The organism is Kitasatospora sp. NPDC057542 (genome assembly GCF_042801945.1).
Taxonomy (GTDB): domain Bacteria; phylum Actinomycetota; class Actinomycetes; order Streptomycetales; family Streptomycetaceae; genus Kitasatospora.
On record NZ_JBHVFE010000176.1, the window covers coordinates 1 to 16,312 of the forward strand.

Genomic DNA, 16,312 nt, shown 5'->3' on the forward strand with positions numbered 1-16,312 from the left:
GCCGCCGAACGCCCGCAGACGGGTGTTCGGCGGCAGGCCCCGGGGCTGCGGTGACGGGGGTCAGAGCTTCAGGCCGTTGATCATGCCGGCGAGGTTGCTGGTGACCTGGCTGATCGACGGAGCGATCGAGCTGGAGGCCAGGTAGAAGCCGAGCAGCGCGCAGATGATCGCGTGCGCCAGCTTCAGGCCGGACCGGCGGATCAGGATCACCACGATGACCAGCATCAGCACGGCGGCGGAGATGTTCATGGCCATGTCGGCTCTCACCCCTTCTCGGGCACGCCGCCCCCGGGGAGGGCGGCGAGGGACAGTGCGGGACTGGGGGCTGCGGGTGGCCGTGGTCCGGGACGGGGTCCGACGATCACTCGCCGGACAAGTCATACCCGATGGGTGAGGGGGGAATTACACTCGGTGAGCCGGCGGGTGCCGGGGCGTTGTGGCATCCGAGGGGCGCGTAGGCCGGTCGGAGGCGGTTTGGACCTCTTTGGGGCGTACTTGGGGAGGATGCTCCGAACGAGTGATCAACGAGCATCCGGGGGCGGCGGTCCGGCGTCATAAGGTCTGGTGCCATGACCTCCCACACCTCTGCCGACACCTTCCCGCGGCAGTACGCGCGGACCCTGCGCTACACCGTCGGCGCGCCCCGTTCCTTCTCCGTCGCGCCGGACGGCTCGCGGGTCGTCTTCCTCCGTTCGCGCTCGGGCCGCGACCGGGCCAACCTGCTCTGGACCCTCGACACCGCCACCGGCGAGGAGCGGGTCGCCGCCGACCCGGCCGCGCTGCTCGGCGGCGGCGAGGAGGACCTCTCGCCGGCCGAGAAGGCCCGCCGCGAGCGCAGCCGCGAAGGCTCGGCCGGCATCGTCGGCTACGCCCTGGACACGGCCGGCACCCTGGCCGCCTTCGCCCTCTCCGGCCGCCTGTTCACCGCCGACCTCACCACCGGCGCCACCGCCGAACTGCCCGCCGAGGGCCCGCTGCTGGACCCGCGGCCGTCCCCGGACGGCGCCCACGTCGCGTACGCCAACACCGCCGGCGAACTGCGGCTGACCCGCACCGACGGCAGCGGCGACCGGGTGCTCGTCGAGCCGGACGGCCCGAACGTCACCTGGGGGCAGGCCGAGTTCATCGCCCAGGAGGAGATGGACCGCGACCGCGGCTTCTGGTGGTCCCCGGAGAGTGACCGACTGCTGGTCGAGCGGGCCGACGACAGCCCGGTGCGCCGCTGGTGGATCGCCGACCCGGCGAACCCGGACCGCGAGCCCGCCGAGGTCGCCTACCCGGCCGCCGGCACCGCCAACGCGGAGGTCGGGCTCTGGCTGTTCGACCTGCACGGCGGGCGCACCGAGGTGGTCTGGGACCGCGAGGCCTACCCGTACCTGGGCCGGGTCCACTGGTCGAAGGGCGGCGTGCCGCTGCTCCTGGTCCAGACCCGCGACCAGCACGGCCAGCGGATCCTCGGCCTGGACGTGGCCACCGGCGCCACCGAGGTGCTGCACGAGGAGAAGGACGGCGTCTGGCTGGAGCTGTTCCCGGGCGCGCCGGCCTGGACCCCGGACGGCAAGCTGGTCCGGATCTCGGACGAGGGAGGGATCCGGGCGCTGGTGATCGGCGACCGCGCCGTGACCGGGGCCGACCTGCACGTCCGGTCGGTCGTCGCGGTCACCGAGGAGGAGGTGTTCTTCAGCGCCGCCGGCGGCGCCGAGGAGACCGACCCCGAGCCGGGCTGGATCGGCGTCGGCCGGATCAGCCACGACGGCGAGCGGCTGGGCTGGGAGTCCGCCAACGGACGGCCGTTCACCTCCGTCACCAGCGCGGTGCACGGCGGCGGGATCACCGTCCGGGCCACCGCCGAGCCCGACCTGCCCGGCACCCTGGTCCAGGTCGCCCGGGACCTGCCCGAGGGCCTGGCGGTCGACGACGTCGCCACCATCGCCTCGTACGCCGAGACCCCGGTCATCACCGCCCGTCCGGTCTTCCGCTTCGCGGGCGAGCGCCGCATCCCGGCAGCCGTCTTCCTGCCCACCGGCTACGACCGCGAGCGGGACGGCCTGCTGCCCGTCCTGATGGACCCGTACGGCGGCCCCGGCGGTCAGCGCGTCTACCAGGCGCACAACCCGCACCTGCAGTCGCAGTGGTTCGCCGACCAGGGCTTCGCCGTGATCGTCGCCGACGGGCGCGGCACCCCCGGACGCGGGCCGGCCTGGGAGAAGTCGATCGCCTTCGACTTCGCCGGGGCCACCCTGGACGACCAGGCGGAGGCGCTGCGGGCGCTCGCCGGGGAGTTCCCGCTGGACCTCGACCGGGTCGCCATCCGCGGCTGGTCGTACGGCGGCTACCTCTCCGCACTCGCGGTGCTGCGCCGCCCGGACGTCTTCCACGCGGCGGTGGCCGGGGCGCCGGTGACCGACTGGGAGCTCTACGACACCCACTACACCGAGCGCTACCTGGGCGACCCGGCCGAGCGGCCCGAGGTGTACGCCGCCAACTCGCTGAACGGGTACGCGGCCGGGCTGGAGCGCCCGCTGATGATCATCCACGGGCTGGCGGACGACAACGTGGTGGCCGCGCACACCCTGCGGCTGTCCTCGGCGCTGCTCGCCGCCGGGCGCCCGCACACCGTGCTGCCGTTGTCCGGCGTCACCCACATGACCCCGCAGGAGGAGGTCGCGGAGAACCTGCTGCTGCTCCAGGTCGACTTCGTGAAGCGCTCGCTGGGCGTGTGAGCCCCGTGCGGTCCCTCCCGCCCGCGCCCTGACCAGCCCTTCCGCGGCCGGTACCCGGATCACCGGCGTGACCCGGGTACCGGCCGCCGGCATGACATCCGTCATGCCGAAGGCACGACGGCGGGCACTGCCGCCACGACCCGCCCGCACGGGACTCTGAGGTGGTGCGAACAGCACCGAAAGCGACACCGTCAGGGGAGAGGAGCGGGGCGATGGTTACCGAGGTGGCCGCCTTCCGCGGCGTGGGCAAGAGCTACGGGCGGGTGCGCGCCGTGGACGGACTGGACCTCGTGCTGAGACCGGGCGAGACCGTCGCCCTGCTCGGGCCGAACGGCGCCGGGAAGTCCACCAGCCTGGACCTGCTGCTCGGCCTGCGCGAGCCCGACCAGGGCAGCGTGACCCTGTTCGGCGGCGCCCCGCGGGCGGCGATCGAGGCCGGCCGGGTCGGCGCGATGCTGCAGAGCGGCGGGCTGATGTCCGACGTCAAGGTGCGCGAGCTGGTCCGGCTCGCCTGCGACGTGCACCCGCGCGGTCGGTCGGTCACGGGGGTGCTGACCGACGCCGGGATCACCGAGCTGGCGGAGCGGCGGGTCGACAAGCTGTCCGGCGGCCAGGAGCAGCGGGTCCGCTTCGCCCTGGCCATCGCGGGCGACAGCGACCTGATCGTGCTGGACGAGCCCACCACCGGCATGGACGTCAGCGTGCGGCAGTCGTTCTGGGCGAGCATGCGGGCCCAGGCCGACGCCGGGCGCACGGTGCTGTTCGCCACCCACTACCTGGAGGAGGCCGACTCGATCGCCGACCGCGTCCTGGTGCTGCACCGGGGCCGGCTGATCGCGGACGGCAGCTCGGCGGAGATCAAGGCGCGGGCCGGGGCCCGCCGGATCGCCTTCGAACTCCACGACGGGGACGGACGGCCGGCCGACGAGGGGGTGCTGCGCACGCTGCCCGGCGTGCAGTCGCTGGACGTCACCGCGCGGGTCCCCGGGGTGCGGACGGTGCGGATCCGGACCGCCGACGCCGACGCGAGCGTGGCCGGCATCTACCGGGCGGGGCTGTACCCACGCGGGCTGGAGGTCACCGGCCTGGGCCTGGAGCAGGCCTTCCTGACCATCACCGGGGAGCAGGACCGCGAGGACGACGCCGAGAAGGAGAGCGTGCGATGACCACCCTGATCAGGCTGGAGATCCTGCGGACCCTCCGCAACCGGCGCTACCTGCTCTTCACCATCGCCTACCCGGCGCTGATGTACTTCTTCTTCATCCACGCCTACAGCTCCGACAAGCTGGCCGGCGGCCTGCCGGTGAAGACCTACTTCATGGTCTCGATGGCCACCTTCGGCGCGGTCGGCGCGGTCCTCACCGGCAGCGCGCAGCGGATCTCGCTGGAGCGCAAGAGCGGCTGGGTGCGCCAGTTGCGGCTGACCGCGCTGCCGGGCCGGGCGTACACCTCCGGCAAGATCGGCGCGAGCGCGGTGACCACGCTGCCGGCGATCCTGGTGGTCTTCGCGGTCGGCGCGAGCCAGGGCGTCGAGCTCAGCGCGGCGCAGTGGATCGGACTGGCGGCCGCGCTGTGGCTGGGCAGCTTCGTCTTCGCCGCGCTCGGGGTGGCGCTCGGCTACGCGGCGGCGCCGGACTCGGTGCAGACCATCGTGATGATCACGTACATGCTGATGTCGCTGTTCGGCGGCACCTGGTTCCCGGTGAGCGGCTCGCTGGAGACGTTCGCCCGGTTCAACCCGGTGTACCTGTACAACAAGCTGGCCACCTTCACGCAGCCCGGGCACTCCCTGGACCTGGTGGCGGTCGCCGGGCTGGCCGCCTTCCTGGCGGTGTTCGTGGCCGCTGCCGCGGCGCTGTACCGCCGTGACAGCCGCCAGGCATGATGATCGACATGAGTGACGCGCGCCGGGCCCACCGCACCGACGAACAGCCGGAGGTGGGTGTGGCGCGCGTGTCGTTCATGAACGTCCCCGGCGCCCCGGTGGAGAGCCGGCGGCAGCTGCTGGTCAAGGTCGCCTGGATGCTGCTGTGGATGACCTACCTGGCCTACCCGGCGAGCGACCTGATCAACGGTGGCCACAGCCTGGCCGGCCAGGTGCTCGGCTGGGTCTGCCTGGCGGTCTTCGTGGTCTCGTACGTCCTGCTGGTGATCTTCCGCTCGCAGGCGGGGATGAGGCCGCGGGCCTGCCAGGTGACCGTCGCGACGATGATCGCGCTCGCCGTGGCCTCCTCCTTCGTGCTCGGCGGCGCCTTCCTGACCATGTTCATCTACGCCTCGGTGTGCCTCGCGGTGATCACGCCGCTGAACCACGCGCTGCGGGCGCTGGTCGGGATGGCCGTGCTCACCGTCGTGACCGGCCTGCTGATCCACGCCGGCGTCGACAACATCTCCACCTTCGCGCTCAGCGCCTTCCTCTCCGGCGTCGCGATGACCGGCCTGCAACGGCTGGTCGCCACCATGAAGGAGCTGCGCGAGGCCCGGGCCGCGGTCGCGCACCTGGCGGCCTCCGAGGAGCGGCTGAGGCTGGCCCGCGACCTGCACGACCTGCTCGGGCACTCGCTGTCGCTGATCACCCTGAAGAGCGAGCTGGCCGGACGGTTCATGGACGCCGGCAAGGACGAGGCGGCGCGGGCGCAGGTCGCCGACATCGAGCAGGTCGCCCGGCAGTCGCTGATCGACGTCCGGGAGGCGGTGACCGGCTTCCGCCGCCCGACCCTGCCGGTCGAACTGGCCGCCGCCCGTACCGCGCTGGCCGCCGCGCAGGTCCGGCTGGAGGCCGCGCCGGAGCTGGTGGACGCCTGGCCGTCGCTGGCCGACGAGGAGGCGGGCGCGCTGGCCTGGGCGCTGCGCGAGGCCGTCACCAACGTGGTCCGGCACGGCGAGGACGCCACCGTCTGCACGGTGACGGCGGACGAGAGCTGGGAGGCGAGCGGCGAACGCTACGCCGTCCTGGAGATCACCGACAACGGGCGCGGGCCGGGCAAGTCCCAGCCGGGCAACGGCCTGTCCGGGCTGGAGGAGCGGCTGGCGCTGGTCGGCGGGCGGCTGGAGGCGGGGCCCGGGCAGCGCGGCAAGGGCTTCCGGCTGCGGGCCTCCGTCCCGCTGCGGACGGTGGCCGCGCCCGTGTCGAAGTCCCTCTAGGCCGTCGAAGCCCTTCAGGCCGACGGCAGTTCCAGCACGAAGCGGGCACCGCGCGGGGCGTGGGCGACCCGCAGGGTGCCGCCGTGCCGGGTGGCGATGTCCGCCGCGATGGCCAGGCCCAGGCCGCTGCCGCCGGCGTCCCGGCTGCGCGCCTCGTCGAGCCGGGTGAACGGCTCGAAGATCCGCTCGCGGTCCTCCGGCGGCACGCCCGGGCCGTCGTCCCGGACCTCCAGGACGCAGCCGTGCGCGGCCTGCCGCGCGGACAGCACCACCTCGGCGGCCGCGTGCCGCTGGGCGTTGTCCAGCAGGTTGCGCACCAGCCGGTGCAGCCGGATGCGGCTGCCGCGCACCAGCACCGCCTCGGGCGCGTCCACCCGCAGGGCGAGCCGGGCGCCGAGGACCGGGCGGTACTGGTCGGCGAGCTCGCGCAGCACGGCGGACAGGTCGACGGCGGTGAACTGGCCGGCCGCCCCCGGGTGCGAGCCTCGGGCCAGGAACAGCAGGTCCTCGGTGAGCTGCTGGAGCCGCTCGACGGAGGTGAGCGCCTCCCGGGTGGCGGCCGGCCAGTCGGTGCGCTCGGGGTGGGCCAGCGAGACCTCCAGGTTGGTGCGCAGCGCGGCGATCGGGCTGCGCAGCTCGTGCGAGGCGTCCGCGACGAAGCGCTGCTGCTGCACGGCCGAGCGCTCCAGCCGGTCCAGGGTGGCGTTGGTGGTCCGGGCCATCCGGGTGAGCTCGTCGCCGGAGCGCGGCACCGGGACGCGGCGGTCCAGCCTGTGCTCGCCGATCTCGGCCAGCTCGGCGCGGATCGCCTCCACCGGGCGCAGTGCCCGGCTGGTCGCCAGCCAGGCCGTCAGCGCGACCAGCAGCGCGGCGACCGGCACGCCCAGCCGCAGCACCGGGTCGATGGTGCGCAGCGAGGCCTCGGCGGCGAACGGGGTGGCCAGCACGTACACCGTGAACGGGCCGACCATGGGCTTGACCGGCTGGCCGCTCTCGTCGGTCTGCCGCAGCAGCGGGCTCCAGCTGCCCATCGCCGTGAAGCTGCGCCCCGAGTAGCGGTTGGCGGCGGCCGCCCCGGCCGGTCCGATGGTCACCCGCTGGACCGACTGCCAGTCGTCCGGCGCCAGGTTCGGTACGGCGGCGGGCGGATCCCCGGCCAGGTGCTGGGTGGTCAGCGGGCCGCCCATGGCCAGTACCCGGCCGTCGCGGTCCAGTACCAGGTACGGCAGCTGCCCGTTGTCCGCCAGCTGCTGGCCGTGCTTGTAGCCGCTGCTGATCACGCGGGCCTGGGCCTGGGCGTCCGCCTCGGCGGCGGCCAGCTGGGCGTCGTACATGTGGCCGCGCAGCCACCAGGCGCCGACGCCGAGCAGCAGCAGCGCCGCCAGGCCGGCCGCCAGCGAGGTGCGCAGGCGGGTGGAGAGCCTGCCGAGCACCGGTCAGGCCTCCAGCCGGTAGCCGGCACCGCGCACGGTGGTGATCGAGCGGACGCCGAACGGGGCGTCCACCTTGCGGCGCAGCATGCTGACGTACACCTCGACGATGGACTCCTCGCCGTCGAAGGCGATGTCCCACACCTCGTCGACGATCCGGCGCTTGGACAGCACCTCGCCGGGATGCTCGGCCAGGCAGCGCAGGACGGCGAACTCCCGCTCGGTGAGGGTGATCTCGGCGCTGCCCCGGCCGCAGCGGCGGCCCGTCGGGTCCAGCCACAGGTCGCCGACCCGCAGCAGCGGGCCCGGGGTCTGGCTGCGGCGGATCAGGGCGCGCAGCCGGGCCAGGAAGACCAGGTAGGAGAACGGTTTGGTGAGGTAGTCGTCGGCGCCGGTGTCCAGGCCCTCGGCCTCGTCGTACTCGCCGTCCTTGGCGGTCAGCATCAGGATCGGGGTGGTGACGCCGTCGGCGCGCAGCGCCTCGCACACCTTGTAGCCGTTCAGGCCGGGCAGCATGATGTCGAGCACGATCGCCCGGTAGGCGTGCCGCTGGGCCAGCCGCAGGCCGGTGAGGCCGTCCGGGGCGAGGTCGACGGTGTACCCCTCGGCCTCCAGGCCGCGCCGTACGGCCGCCGCGACCTGTGCGTCGTCCTCCACCACCAGAATCTCCATGCGGATCAGGATGCCACCGGCGCCGGATCCGTTCCTTAAGCGGTCTTCAGCTTTCTCAGCCTCGCTTCAGGGACGCGGGTGCATGCTCTCGCCGGTTCCACCGGCCCGTTCGGGCCGGTGCCCGGATCGAGCGGAGGTTGGGGATGGCCGTCCTCCTGGAGAGGGCCGTCGGGGCCCGGGAGCCGGCCGGCGGCGCGAGAACAACCGCCGGCGCGGCCGCACGGCACCGCAAGCCGCGCCGTGCGCTGCCGCCCAGCCTGGTGATGGCGGCCGGGACGGTGGTGTCCCGGGCCACCGGCTTCGTCCGGTCGGCGCTGCTGGTGGCGGTCCTCGGCTCGGGGCTGCTCGCGGACGGGTACAACGTGGCCAACACGGTGCCCAACATCCTGTTCGTGCTGCTGATCGGCGGCGCGCTGAACACCGCGCTGGTGCCCCATCTGGTGCGCGCCGCGAAGGAGTCGGAGGACGGCGGGGCGGCGCACGTCGACCGGCTGGTGACGGTGCTGGTGGTCGCCCTGCTGGTGCTGACTGCGGTGGTGGTGCCGGGCGCGCCGTACGTCGTGCGGGCGTACACCTCGTACGGCGGTGGGCAGTTGGACCAGACCGTGCTGCTGGCGTACCTGTGCCTGCCGCAGGTGTTCTTCTACGGGCTGTTCACCGTGCTCGGCCAACTCCTCAACGCCCGAAAGCGGTTCGCGCCGATGGCGTGGGCGCCGGTGCTCAACAACCTGGTGGTGATCGGGGTGTTCGGCGCCTACCTCGGCCGGCGTTCCTTCGACACCGCCGACCTGACCGTCCTCGGCGCCGGGACGACGGCCGGGGTGGTGGCGCAGAGCCTGGTGCTGCTGCCCTGCCTGCGGGCGGCCGGAGTGCGGCTGCGGCCGCGCTGGGACTGGCGGCAGGCGGGGCTCGGCGAGCCGCTTCGGGCCGCCGGGTGGACGCTGCTGCTGGTGCTCGGCGACCAGGTGGGCTACTGGGTGGTGACCCGGCTGTCGACCTCGGTCGGCGCGCAGGCCGCCGAGGCCGGGCTGCCGGGTGTCGGGTACACCGCGTACAGCAGCGCGTACCTGCTGTGGATCGTGCCGCACGGGGTGGTCACGGTGTCGGTGGTGACGGCGGCCGTTCCCGCGCTCAGCGCGGCCTGCGACTCCCCGCGGGCCGTCCGTGCGCTGCTCGCCCGTGCCGTCCGCACCATCGGGGTGGTCACCGTCCCGGCGGCCTGCGCGTTCGCGGTCCTCGCGCCGCAGCTGTGCGCGCTCGCCTTCGGCCACGGCCGCACCGATCCCGCGGACGTGCGGGCCATCGCCGGAATGCTGACCGCCTTCGCGCCCGGCCTGGTGCTGTACTCCGCCGGCTACGCGCTGACCCGTGCCTTCTACGCGCTCGGCGACAGCCGCACGCCCTTCCTGCTCAACCTGCTGCCGGTCGCCGCAACCGCTCTGGGGGCGGTGCTCTGCCACCGGCTGCTGCCGCTGCGCTGGGCCGTCACCGGGATGGCGGGTTGCTATGGAGGATCGTTTCTGCTCACCTGCGTGGCCGCCTCCCTGCTGCTGCGCCGGCGGCTCGGGCCGCTGCGGGTCCTGGGAGCCCACACGAAGCTGCTGTCCGCCGCCCTCCCTGCCGCTGCCGCCGCCTGGTGGACGACCCGGTACGGCCTCGTGCCGGCCGTCGCGGTCCTCGCGGTCGGCTACCTCCTCCTCGCCCACCTCCTCCGCATCGAAGAACTGTCCGCCCTCACCACACGATTGCGCAGAAGCTCATGACTCTCCTCCCCGCCGATGTCGCCCGTGTCCTCGACTTCCTCCTCCCCGAGGGCCACCCGCTACGCGCCCAGGTCCCGCACCTGCGTGTCGAGTCCCGCTGCCGGTGCGGCTGCAGCACGGCCCTCTTCGCCGGTGTCCAGGACGGCGCACGCTCGGAGGTGGTGGCCGAGGCGGCGATCGGCTCCGACGGCGAGGTCATCCTCTTCGCCGAGGACGGCAGGCTCTCCTGGCTGGAGGTCTGCTCCTGGACCGACCCCAAACTCACCCTGGTCGACGCGGCACGCTTCCTCCGGGGGGAACCCGGGCAGCCGGAGTGAGCGTCGTTGCGGACATGACCGCTGTTCTCGTTCTCGGCTTCGACCCGCACGCCGTCCCCGGCATGGACGGCGACGCCATGACGGCCGTCCTCGACGCCGAACTCGCCCGCTTCGCCGACCACGGCATCGACGCCGCCGCGACCCTGGTCGCGCCCGACGACACCGCCGAACCCGCCATCGTGGCGGCCCTCGGCGGCCGCGACTGGGACGTCGTCGTCATCGGCGGCGGCATCCGCAAGCCCGAACCGGCGCTGCCGTTCTTCGAGCTCGTGGTCAACCTCGTCCGCCGCCACGCCCCCCAGGCCGCCCTCGCCTTCAACACCAGCATCGCCGACAGCGTCGAAGCCGCCCGGCGCTGGCTCTGAGCCGTACGTCCGTCGGCTCCCCGCCGGGCTTCCGCACTCCCACCGTTCTCCGGGGCGGCGGTGCCCCCAGGGCGCGGACGGGACGGGCGTTCAGCCGAGGGCGGCGAGGTAGCGGCGATAGGCGAGGGCGGGGCGGTCGCCGAGGAGGAACTCGTGGCTGAACCGGAAGCCGTTGTGGACGAGTACGGCCTGGGATGCGGGGTTGTCGAAGGTGGTGGCGGCGGTGAGGGCGGTCAGGCCGTAGGCGGTGGCGGCGAGGCGGCAGGCCTCGGCCACGGCGGCGGTGGCGAGGCCGCGCCCGGCGGCGGACTCGGCGATGCGGTAGCCGAGTTCGGCGGTGCCGCCGGCGAGGTCGACGAGGTTGACGCGGCCGACCAGGTTGCCGGCCGCGTCGCGGATGACGTGGAACCGGCAGGTGCCCTCGGCCTGTTCGGCGAGGAGGGCGGCGTGGCGGTCCGCGAACTCGGCGAAGTAGGCGTCGCCGCGGTCCGGGACGCTGCGGGCGAAGTACGCGCGGTTGGTGCGTTCGAAGGCCAGCAGGGCCTCGGCGTGGTCGGGGCGCAGCGGTTCCAGGGTCAGCATTCCGACAGTCTGGCCCGCAGGGCCTCGGTGAACCACTGGAACACCTCGGCCAGGCTCTCCGGGACGGGCCAGCCGTTGATGATCGCCAGCAGCTGCCAGTAGCGCTCGGCGCGCGGGTCGTCGGCGGTCTCCAGGCGGGTGAGGAGCCAGTGCCGCAACGCGGTGTCGTCGGGGCGGCCGAAGGTCTCGGCGTAGGCGGCGGTGAGGGAGGCGACGACGGGGTCGGCGTCGGGGGAGTCAGGGGCGACGCCGTCCGTCAGCGCGGTGCCGACCAGCGACCGTACGGTCTCGGTGAGCGCGTGGTGCAGGCCGGTGCGGTCCCCGTCCGCCCGCTCGGCGGCCTGGTGTTCGGCCATCCTCCGCACCGCCGCGCGGAAGTCCGGGTCCTGGACGAGTTCGCCCAGTTCCACCCAGGCCTCGACCTGCTCGGCCCGCGGCTCGTCGGGCAGTTCGGGCATGGCGGAGCGCATCATGGCGACGAACTCCGGGTTGGCGTCCAGACCGCCGAAGGCCTCGTCGACGAAGTCGTGGACCAGGCGCCGGCGTTCGGCGTCGGAGAGCTTGGCGAGCTTGTGCATGAGTTTCATCTCCTCGGGTGTGGAGCCGCGTTGGGCGACGGCGAGCAGCACCGTCCGGCGCAGCCGGAGCGTGCGGATCTGCACGTCCAGCGCCTCGGCGTGCGCGGCGGCGACCTCGTGCAGCGGGGTCTCCCGCTCCAGCACCCGGCGGATCGCGGGCAGGTCGAGCCCGAGCTCGCGCAGGGTGCGGACGAGGTCCAGCCGGGCGAGCGCGTGGACGTCGTAGCGCCGGTAGCCGGCGGCGGTGCGGTCGGTGGGCGGCACGAGGCCGGTGTCGGCGTAGAACCGGATGGCCTTGACGGTGAGTCCGGTGCGGCGGGCCAGGTCGCCGATCGAGTAGAGCGTGTCGCTGCCGTCCATGGACCTCACTCTGGACTCTCCCCTTACCGGAGACGCAAGCCCGTCGCCCCCGGAGACTGGCCCTAAGGTCGTGGCCATGAACGACACTGACAACGGGGCCTCGATCCGCGTGCTGCTCGCCGAGGACCAGGGGATGGTCCGGGAGGCGCTGGCCGCGCTGCTCGGGCTGGAGGGGGACATCGACGTCGTCGCACAGGTCGGCCGCGGGGACGAGGTGGTGGCGGCGGTACTCGCGAACGACGTGCAGGTCGCCGTGCTGGACATCGAGATGCCGGGGATGACGGGCATCGAGGCGGCGGCCGAGCTGCGCGGCCGGGCACCCCGCACGAAGGTGGTCATCGCGACGACCTTCGGCCGGCCCGGCTACCTGCGCCGGGCGATGGAGTCGGGTGCGCACGCCTTCCTGGTGAAGGACGCGCCGGCCGCCGAACTGGCGGAGGCGATCCGCCGGGTGCTGCGCGGCGAGCGGGTGATCGACCCGGCGCTGGCCGCCGCCGCGCTGGCCGAGGGCGCCAACCCGCTGACCGCGCGCGAGCGGGACGTGCTGGGCGCGGCCGCCGACGGCGCGGTGAACGCGGACATCGCCAGGCGGCTGCACCTGTCCGAGGGGACGGTGCGCAACTACCTGTCCATGGCGATCCAGAAGACCGACGCCCGCAACCGCACCGAGGCGGTCCGGATCGCCCGTGAGAAGGGCTGGCTGTAGGGAACGGGATCAGTTGAGTCGGTGCCGGGCCGCCCGGGCCTCCTGCCGGACCTTGGCGGCGGTGTCCGGGTCGAAGGCGTCGAGGATCTGCGCGTAGGCGTCCATCTCCGCCGAGCCGCCGAGGAAGTCCCCGGTGCGGACGAGGAGTTCGGCCCGTTCCAGGCGCAGCTGGGCGGGGTGGCGGGGCAGCAGCAGGGCGAGTTCGGTGGCCCAGAGCTGGGTGCGGGCGTGCTCGGGGCGGTCGGTGGCCCAGACCCGGATGTTGCCGAGCACCCGCAGCACGATCTCCAGCGGCTGGGCAGGGGTGAGCAGGGCGGGGGTGAACTCCTGCCCGGCGGCGGCGACCAGCCGCTCGACGTCCTCCGGGTCGAGCAGCCGCCCGCCGTGGAACGGGTCGGCCAGGACGTAGTCCTCGCCGCCCGCCGGGCCGCCGACCGCGACGATGAAGTGGCCGGGCAGGGCGATGCCGTGGACGGTCAGTCCGGCCCGCCGTCCGACCGCCATCCACACCAGGGAGAGCATGATCGGCAGCCCGCGCCGGCGCCGCAGCACCTCGGGCAGCAGCGAGGACTCCAGCCGCCGGTAGTCCGACTGCCGCCCGTGGAAGCGTTCCCGCCCGCCGAGCACCGCGGCGAGCAGTGCGGCGGTCTCCTCCGGCCCGGTGGGCGCCCGCTCGGCGACCGCCAGCCGGACCGCCGCCGCGTGCCGCTCCAGCGCGGCCTCGCAGGCGGCGAGCAGCGCGTCCACGCCCGGCGGCTCACCGGGGTCGCCGGGGTCGGGCACCATGCCGTGCTCGGCGGCGGCGAGCAGGCACAGCAGCACCGGGTCGGGCTGCTCGGCGCGGGCGGCGGTCCGGAAGCGGTCTCTGCTCTGCTCGGTCACGGTGACGGCGACGGCTTTCGTACGGCGGACGGACAAGGCGGTGGACGGGCAAGGCGGTGGACGGGCAAGCGGGCGATCGGACGGACGGTACGGCCTGGCGGCTACCCCTGGGGAAGAAGGGCGTAGTGGTAAGTGTGACTGGTCGTGAAGCCGAGTCCGTCATAGAGCGCGATCGCCGCCGCGTTCTCCGCCTCGACCTGGAGGTACCCGCCGCTCGCGCCCTCCTCGGCCGCGCGCGAGGCGAGCACCGCCATGACCGTCGTCGCCAGCCCGGCCCGCCGGGCGTACGGCTGGACCTCGATCGCGCCGAAGCAGGCCCAGGCCCCCTCGATGACGCAGCGCCCGATCGCCAGCGGCGGCTGCCCGGGGGCGCCCGGCACGGTGGCGAACCAGACCGAGGGACCGCCGTGCAGCACCTGCCGGGCGGCCTCCTCCACCGCCGGGTCGCCGCTCACCCGCCGGTACACCGACAGCCACCGGGCGTCCGCGGTCCGCGCCAGCCGGACCCTCTCGTGCCCGGCGCCGGTCCGGGCGAGCCCGGCCAGCGGGGCGGTGCGGACCAGGGTGGGCGCGTACCCGGCCCCGAGCCGGTCGAGTTCGGCGACCAGCGTCTGCGGCGAGCCGGGGGAGATCACCTCGACGTACGCGGGCAGCCCGCGCGCCGCGTACCAGTCGCGGACGGCTTCCAGCGCCCGGGGCAGCGGCAGTCCCGGGTCCCCGAGGGCCTGGACGGAGTTGGCCCGCCGGGTGAACCCGGCCGCGGCGCGCAGCGTCCACTCGCCGAGCGGCTCCTGCTCGACGGCCGGCCAGCCCCGCCCGGCGATCCGCTGCAGCTCGACCGGCGTGGCGACCGGCAAGGGGGCGCGCCGGGCCGGAAACGGCGGCACGACCTTGCCTGCGACCAGCAGCTTCTCCGGCAGGAACACCGGCTCACCGGAGCGCGGGACGATCGTCAATCCATGATCGTCCCACGAAGTGAGCACGCCGATCGAATCCCGGAACACCGGCCGGTCGTCCACGAACTCCGCGAGGCGGCGGACGGACACGCGTCGTCCCACGTCAGAGCGGTCTATCCGGACCTCCGGACGGCCGTCGACCGGGTTGTCCGTCGCCATCTGGCCACCTCCTGTGCAATTGCGGTCTCCGACCCGCGATACTAGGGGCGGGCATCGACGACGCCGCGCTCACCGCGCACGGCAGCAGAACAGAACGGGCCGCAAGGCCCTTCCGAGGAGGAACGACAGCGTGACCTACGTCATCGCGCAGCCTTGTGTCGACGTGAAGGACAAGGCGTGCATCGAAGAGTGCCCGGTTGACTGCATCTACGAGGGCGAGCGATCGCTCTACATCCACCCGGATGAGTGTGTCGACTGTGGCGCGTGCGAGCCGGTCTGCCCGGTCGAGGCGATCTTCTACGAGGACGACACTCCGGAGGAGTGGAAGGACTACTACAAGGCGAACGTCGAGTTCTTCGACGACCTGGGTTCGCCCGGTGGCGCCTCCAAGCTCGGCCTGATCGAGCGTGACCACCCGTTCATCGCCGCTCTGCCGCCGCAGAACGCCGACCACTGACGATTTGGTGGCAGATCAGCTGTGAGCACCAACAGCACGCGCGCGCCGTTCCCGGGCCACCCGGGGGCGGCGCGCCGCGTTTCGGACAAGCTCCCGGTCTTCCCCTGGGACAAGCTGGAGCCGTACAAGACGACCGCCCTGGCCCACCCCGGCGGGCTCTGCGACTTCTCCGTCGGCACCCCGGTGGACCCGGTACCCGAGGTGATCCAGAAGTCGCTGGCCGCGCACACCGACACGCCGGGCTACCCGACCGTCTGGGGCCCGCTGGAGCTGCGCGAGGCGATCGCCGGCTGGCTGCACCGCCGGCTCGGCGCGCAGATCGGCCCGCAGGCCGTGCTGCCGACCGTCGGCTCCAAGGAGCTGGTGGCCTGGCTGCCGACCCAGCTCGGCCTCGGCCCCGGTGACCAGGTCGCCTACCCGCGCCTGGCCTACCCGACCTACGAGGTGGGCGCCCGGCTGTGCGGCGCCGAGCCGGTCGAGTACGACTCGGTGGACGAGCTGGACGGCTCCCGGGTGCGCCTGCTCTGGGTGAACTCGCCGTCCAACCCGACCGGCCGGGTGCTGGGCGCGGACGAGCTGCGCCGCGCCGTCGAGTGGGCCCGGGAGCACCGGGCCCTGCTGGTCAGCGACGAGTGCTACCTGGAGCTGGGCTGGGAGGCCGACCCGGTCTCCGTCCTGCACCCGGACGTCTGCGGCGACGGCCACGAGGGCCTGCTGGCCGTTCACTCGCTCTCCAAGCGCTCCAACCTGGCCGGCTACCGCGCCTCCTTCGTGGCGGGCGACCCGGTGGTGGTCAAGGAGCTGCTGGAGGTGCGCAAGCACGGCGGCATGATCGTGCCGGCGCCGGTGCAGGCGGCGACGGTCGCCGCGCTCGCGGACGACGCGCACGTGGCCGAGCAGCGCGAGCGGTACGCGGCCCGGCGCTCGGCGCTGCGGGCGGCGCTGGAGGCGTACGGCTTCCGGATCGAGCACTCCGAGGCGAGCCTCTACCTGTGGGCGACCCAGGACCGCCCGTGCTGGGAGACCGTGGCCGAACTGGCCGAACTGGGCATCCTGGTGGCACCCGGCGACTTCTACGGGCCGGCCGGCGACCGCTTCGTGCGGGTCGCGTTCACGGCGACCGACGAGCGGGTCGCCGCGGCCGTGGAGCGGCTGGGCGCGGCGCGCTGACCGCACGCGGGAGACCGTACGGCGAAGGGGGCCGGTGTCACGGACCTG

At 73.9% G+C, this 16,312-nt stretch carries 17 protein-coding genes; 10 read left to right on the forward strand and 7 right to left on the reverse strand.

The genetic code is table 11. The features are described 5' to 3' along the window. Positions 1–60 precede the first annotated feature (60 nt). Positions 61–255, reverse strand: a complete 195-nt coding sequence (locus ACFU7Y_RS22170) for a DUF2304 domain-containing protein (protein WP_224280869.1) — start codon at positions 253–255, stop codon at positions 61–63. Between the two features lie 314 nt (positions 256–569). On the opposite strand from ACFU7Y_RS22170, the gene ACFU7Y_RS22175 reads away from it, so the two are divergent. The 4 genes from ACFU7Y_RS22175 to ACFU7Y_RS22190 all read left to right on the forward strand — a co-directional run bounded on the left by ACFU7Y_RS22175 (position 570) and on the right by ACFU7Y_RS22190 (position 5,867). After that, positions 570–2,723 (forward strand): alpha/beta fold hydrolase, encoded by a 2,154-nt coding sequence (locus ACFU7Y_RS22175; protein WP_380769420.1) that lies wholly within the window; start codon positions 570–572, stop codon positions 2,721–2,723. Positions 2,724–2,935: 212 nt separating this feature from the next. Then, complete coding sequence (locus ACFU7Y_RS22180; protein ID WP_380769421.1) at positions 2,936–3,889, forward strand: ABC transporter ATP-binding protein; 954 nt, start codon at positions 2,936–2,938, stop codon at positions 3,887–3,889. Then, positions 3,886–4,608: an ABC transporter permease gene (locus ACFU7Y_RS22185; protein WP_224280872.1), complete on the forward strand. Its 723-nt coding sequence runs from the start codon at positions 3,886–3,888 to the stop codon at positions 4,606–4,608. The genes ACFU7Y_RS22180 and ACFU7Y_RS22185 overlap by 4 nt, the downstream gene beginning before the upstream one ends. Before the next feature lie 8 nt (positions 4,609–4,616). Beyond that, positions 4,617–5,867 (forward strand): sensor histidine kinase, encoded by a 1,251-nt coding sequence (locus tag ACFU7Y_RS22190; protein ID WP_224280873.1) that lies wholly within the window; start codon positions 4,617–4,619, stop codon positions 5,865–5,867. 14 nt (positions 5,868–5,881) lie between these two features. On the opposite strand, the gene ACFU7Y_RS22195 is transcribed toward ACFU7Y_RS22190, so the two are convergent. Continuing rightward, on the reverse strand, positions 5,882–7,300 hold the full coding sequence (locus tag ACFU7Y_RS22195; protein ID WP_224280874.1) for a cell wall metabolism sensor histidine kinase WalK: 1,419 nt from the start codon (positions 7,298–7,300) through the stop codon (positions 5,882–5,884). 3 nt (positions 7,301–7,303) lie between these two features. Continuing rightward, positions 7,304–7,969, reverse strand: coding sequence for a response regulator transcription factor (locus tag ACFU7Y_RS22200; protein WP_224280875.1), 666 nt, complete (start codon positions 7,967–7,969; stop codon positions 7,304–7,306). Positions 7,970–8,112: 143 nt separating this feature from the next. On the opposite strand from ACFU7Y_RS22200, the gene murJ reads away from it, so the two are divergent. Genes murJ through ACFU7Y_RS22215 form a run of 3 tightly spaced genes read left to right on the forward strand, consistent with a single transcriptional unit; the run spans position 8,113 to position 10,414 of the window. Continuing rightward, complete coding sequence (murJ, locus tag ACFU7Y_RS22205) at positions 8,113–9,732, forward strand: murein biosynthesis integral membrane protein MurJ (protein ID WP_224280876.1); 1,620 nt, start codon at positions 8,113–8,115, stop codon at positions 9,730–9,732. After that, on the forward strand, positions 9,729–10,049 hold the full coding sequence (locus ACFU7Y_RS22210) for a hypothetical protein (RefSeq protein WP_224280877.1): 321 nt from the start codon (positions 9,729–9,731) through the stop codon (positions 10,047–10,049). The genes murJ and ACFU7Y_RS22210 overlap by 4 nt, the downstream gene beginning before the upstream one ends. Positions 10,050–10,063: 14 nt before the next feature. Then, on the forward strand, positions 10,064–10,414 hold the full coding sequence (locus ACFU7Y_RS22215) for a hypothetical protein (protein WP_224280878.1): 351 nt from the start codon (positions 10,064–10,066) through the stop codon (positions 10,412–10,414). Between the two features lie 90 nt (positions 10,415–10,504). On the opposite strand, the gene ACFU7Y_RS22220 is transcribed toward ACFU7Y_RS22215, so the two are convergent. Both ACFU7Y_RS22220 and ACFU7Y_RS22225 read right to left on the reverse strand, forming a co-directional pair. Beyond that, positions 10,505–10,996, reverse strand: coding sequence for a GNAT family N-acetyltransferase (locus ACFU7Y_RS22220; RefSeq protein WP_380769422.1), 492 nt, complete (start codon positions 10,994–10,996; stop codon positions 10,505–10,507). After that, complete coding sequence (locus ACFU7Y_RS22225) at positions 10,990–11,934, reverse strand: MerR family transcriptional regulator (protein WP_380769423.1); 945 nt, start codon at positions 11,932–11,934, stop codon at positions 10,990–10,992. Before ACFU7Y_RS22225 ends, ACFU7Y_RS22220 begins: the two co-directional genes overlap by 7 nt. Before the next feature lie 76 nt (positions 11,935–12,010). On the opposite strand from ACFU7Y_RS22225, the gene ACFU7Y_RS22230 reads away from it, so the two are divergent. Then, entirely contained in the window at positions 12,011–12,640 is a 630-nt protein-coding gene (locus ACFU7Y_RS22230) for a response regulator transcription factor (RefSeq protein WP_224280881.1), read from the forward strand. Between the two features lie 9 nt (positions 12,641–12,649). Here ACFU7Y_RS22230 and ACFU7Y_RS22235 read toward each other — a convergent pair whose 3' ends face one another. Both ACFU7Y_RS22235 and ACFU7Y_RS22240 read right to left on the reverse strand, forming a co-directional pair. Next, positions 12,650–13,522 (reverse strand): transglutaminase family protein, encoded by an 873-nt coding sequence (locus ACFU7Y_RS22235; RefSeq protein ID WP_380769424.1) that lies wholly within the window; start codon positions 13,520–13,522, stop codon positions 12,650–12,652. A gap of 101 nt (positions 13,523–13,623) precedes the next feature. Continuing rightward, complete coding sequence (locus ACFU7Y_RS22240; RefSeq protein WP_224284963.1) at positions 13,624–14,637, reverse strand: GNAT family N-acetyltransferase; 1,014 nt, start codon at positions 14,635–14,637, stop codon at positions 13,624–13,626. A 130-nt stretch (positions 14,638–14,767) separates the two neighbouring features. Between ACFU7Y_RS22240 and fdxA the strand changes: the two genes are divergently transcribed. Further along, positions 14,768–15,094, forward strand: coding sequence for a ferredoxin (gene fdxA / locus ACFU7Y_RS22245; RefSeq protein WP_030061559.1), 327 nt, complete (start codon positions 14,768–14,770; stop codon positions 15,092–15,094). A 21-nt stretch (positions 15,095–15,115) separates the two neighbouring features. Then, a complete protein-coding gene (gene dapC, locus ACFU7Y_RS22250) occupies positions 15,116–16,264 on the forward strand; it encodes a succinyldiaminopimelate transaminase (protein ID WP_224284964.1) in 1,149 nt (382 codons plus the stop codon). The last annotated feature ends 48 nt before the right edge of the window (positions 16,265–16,312 follow it).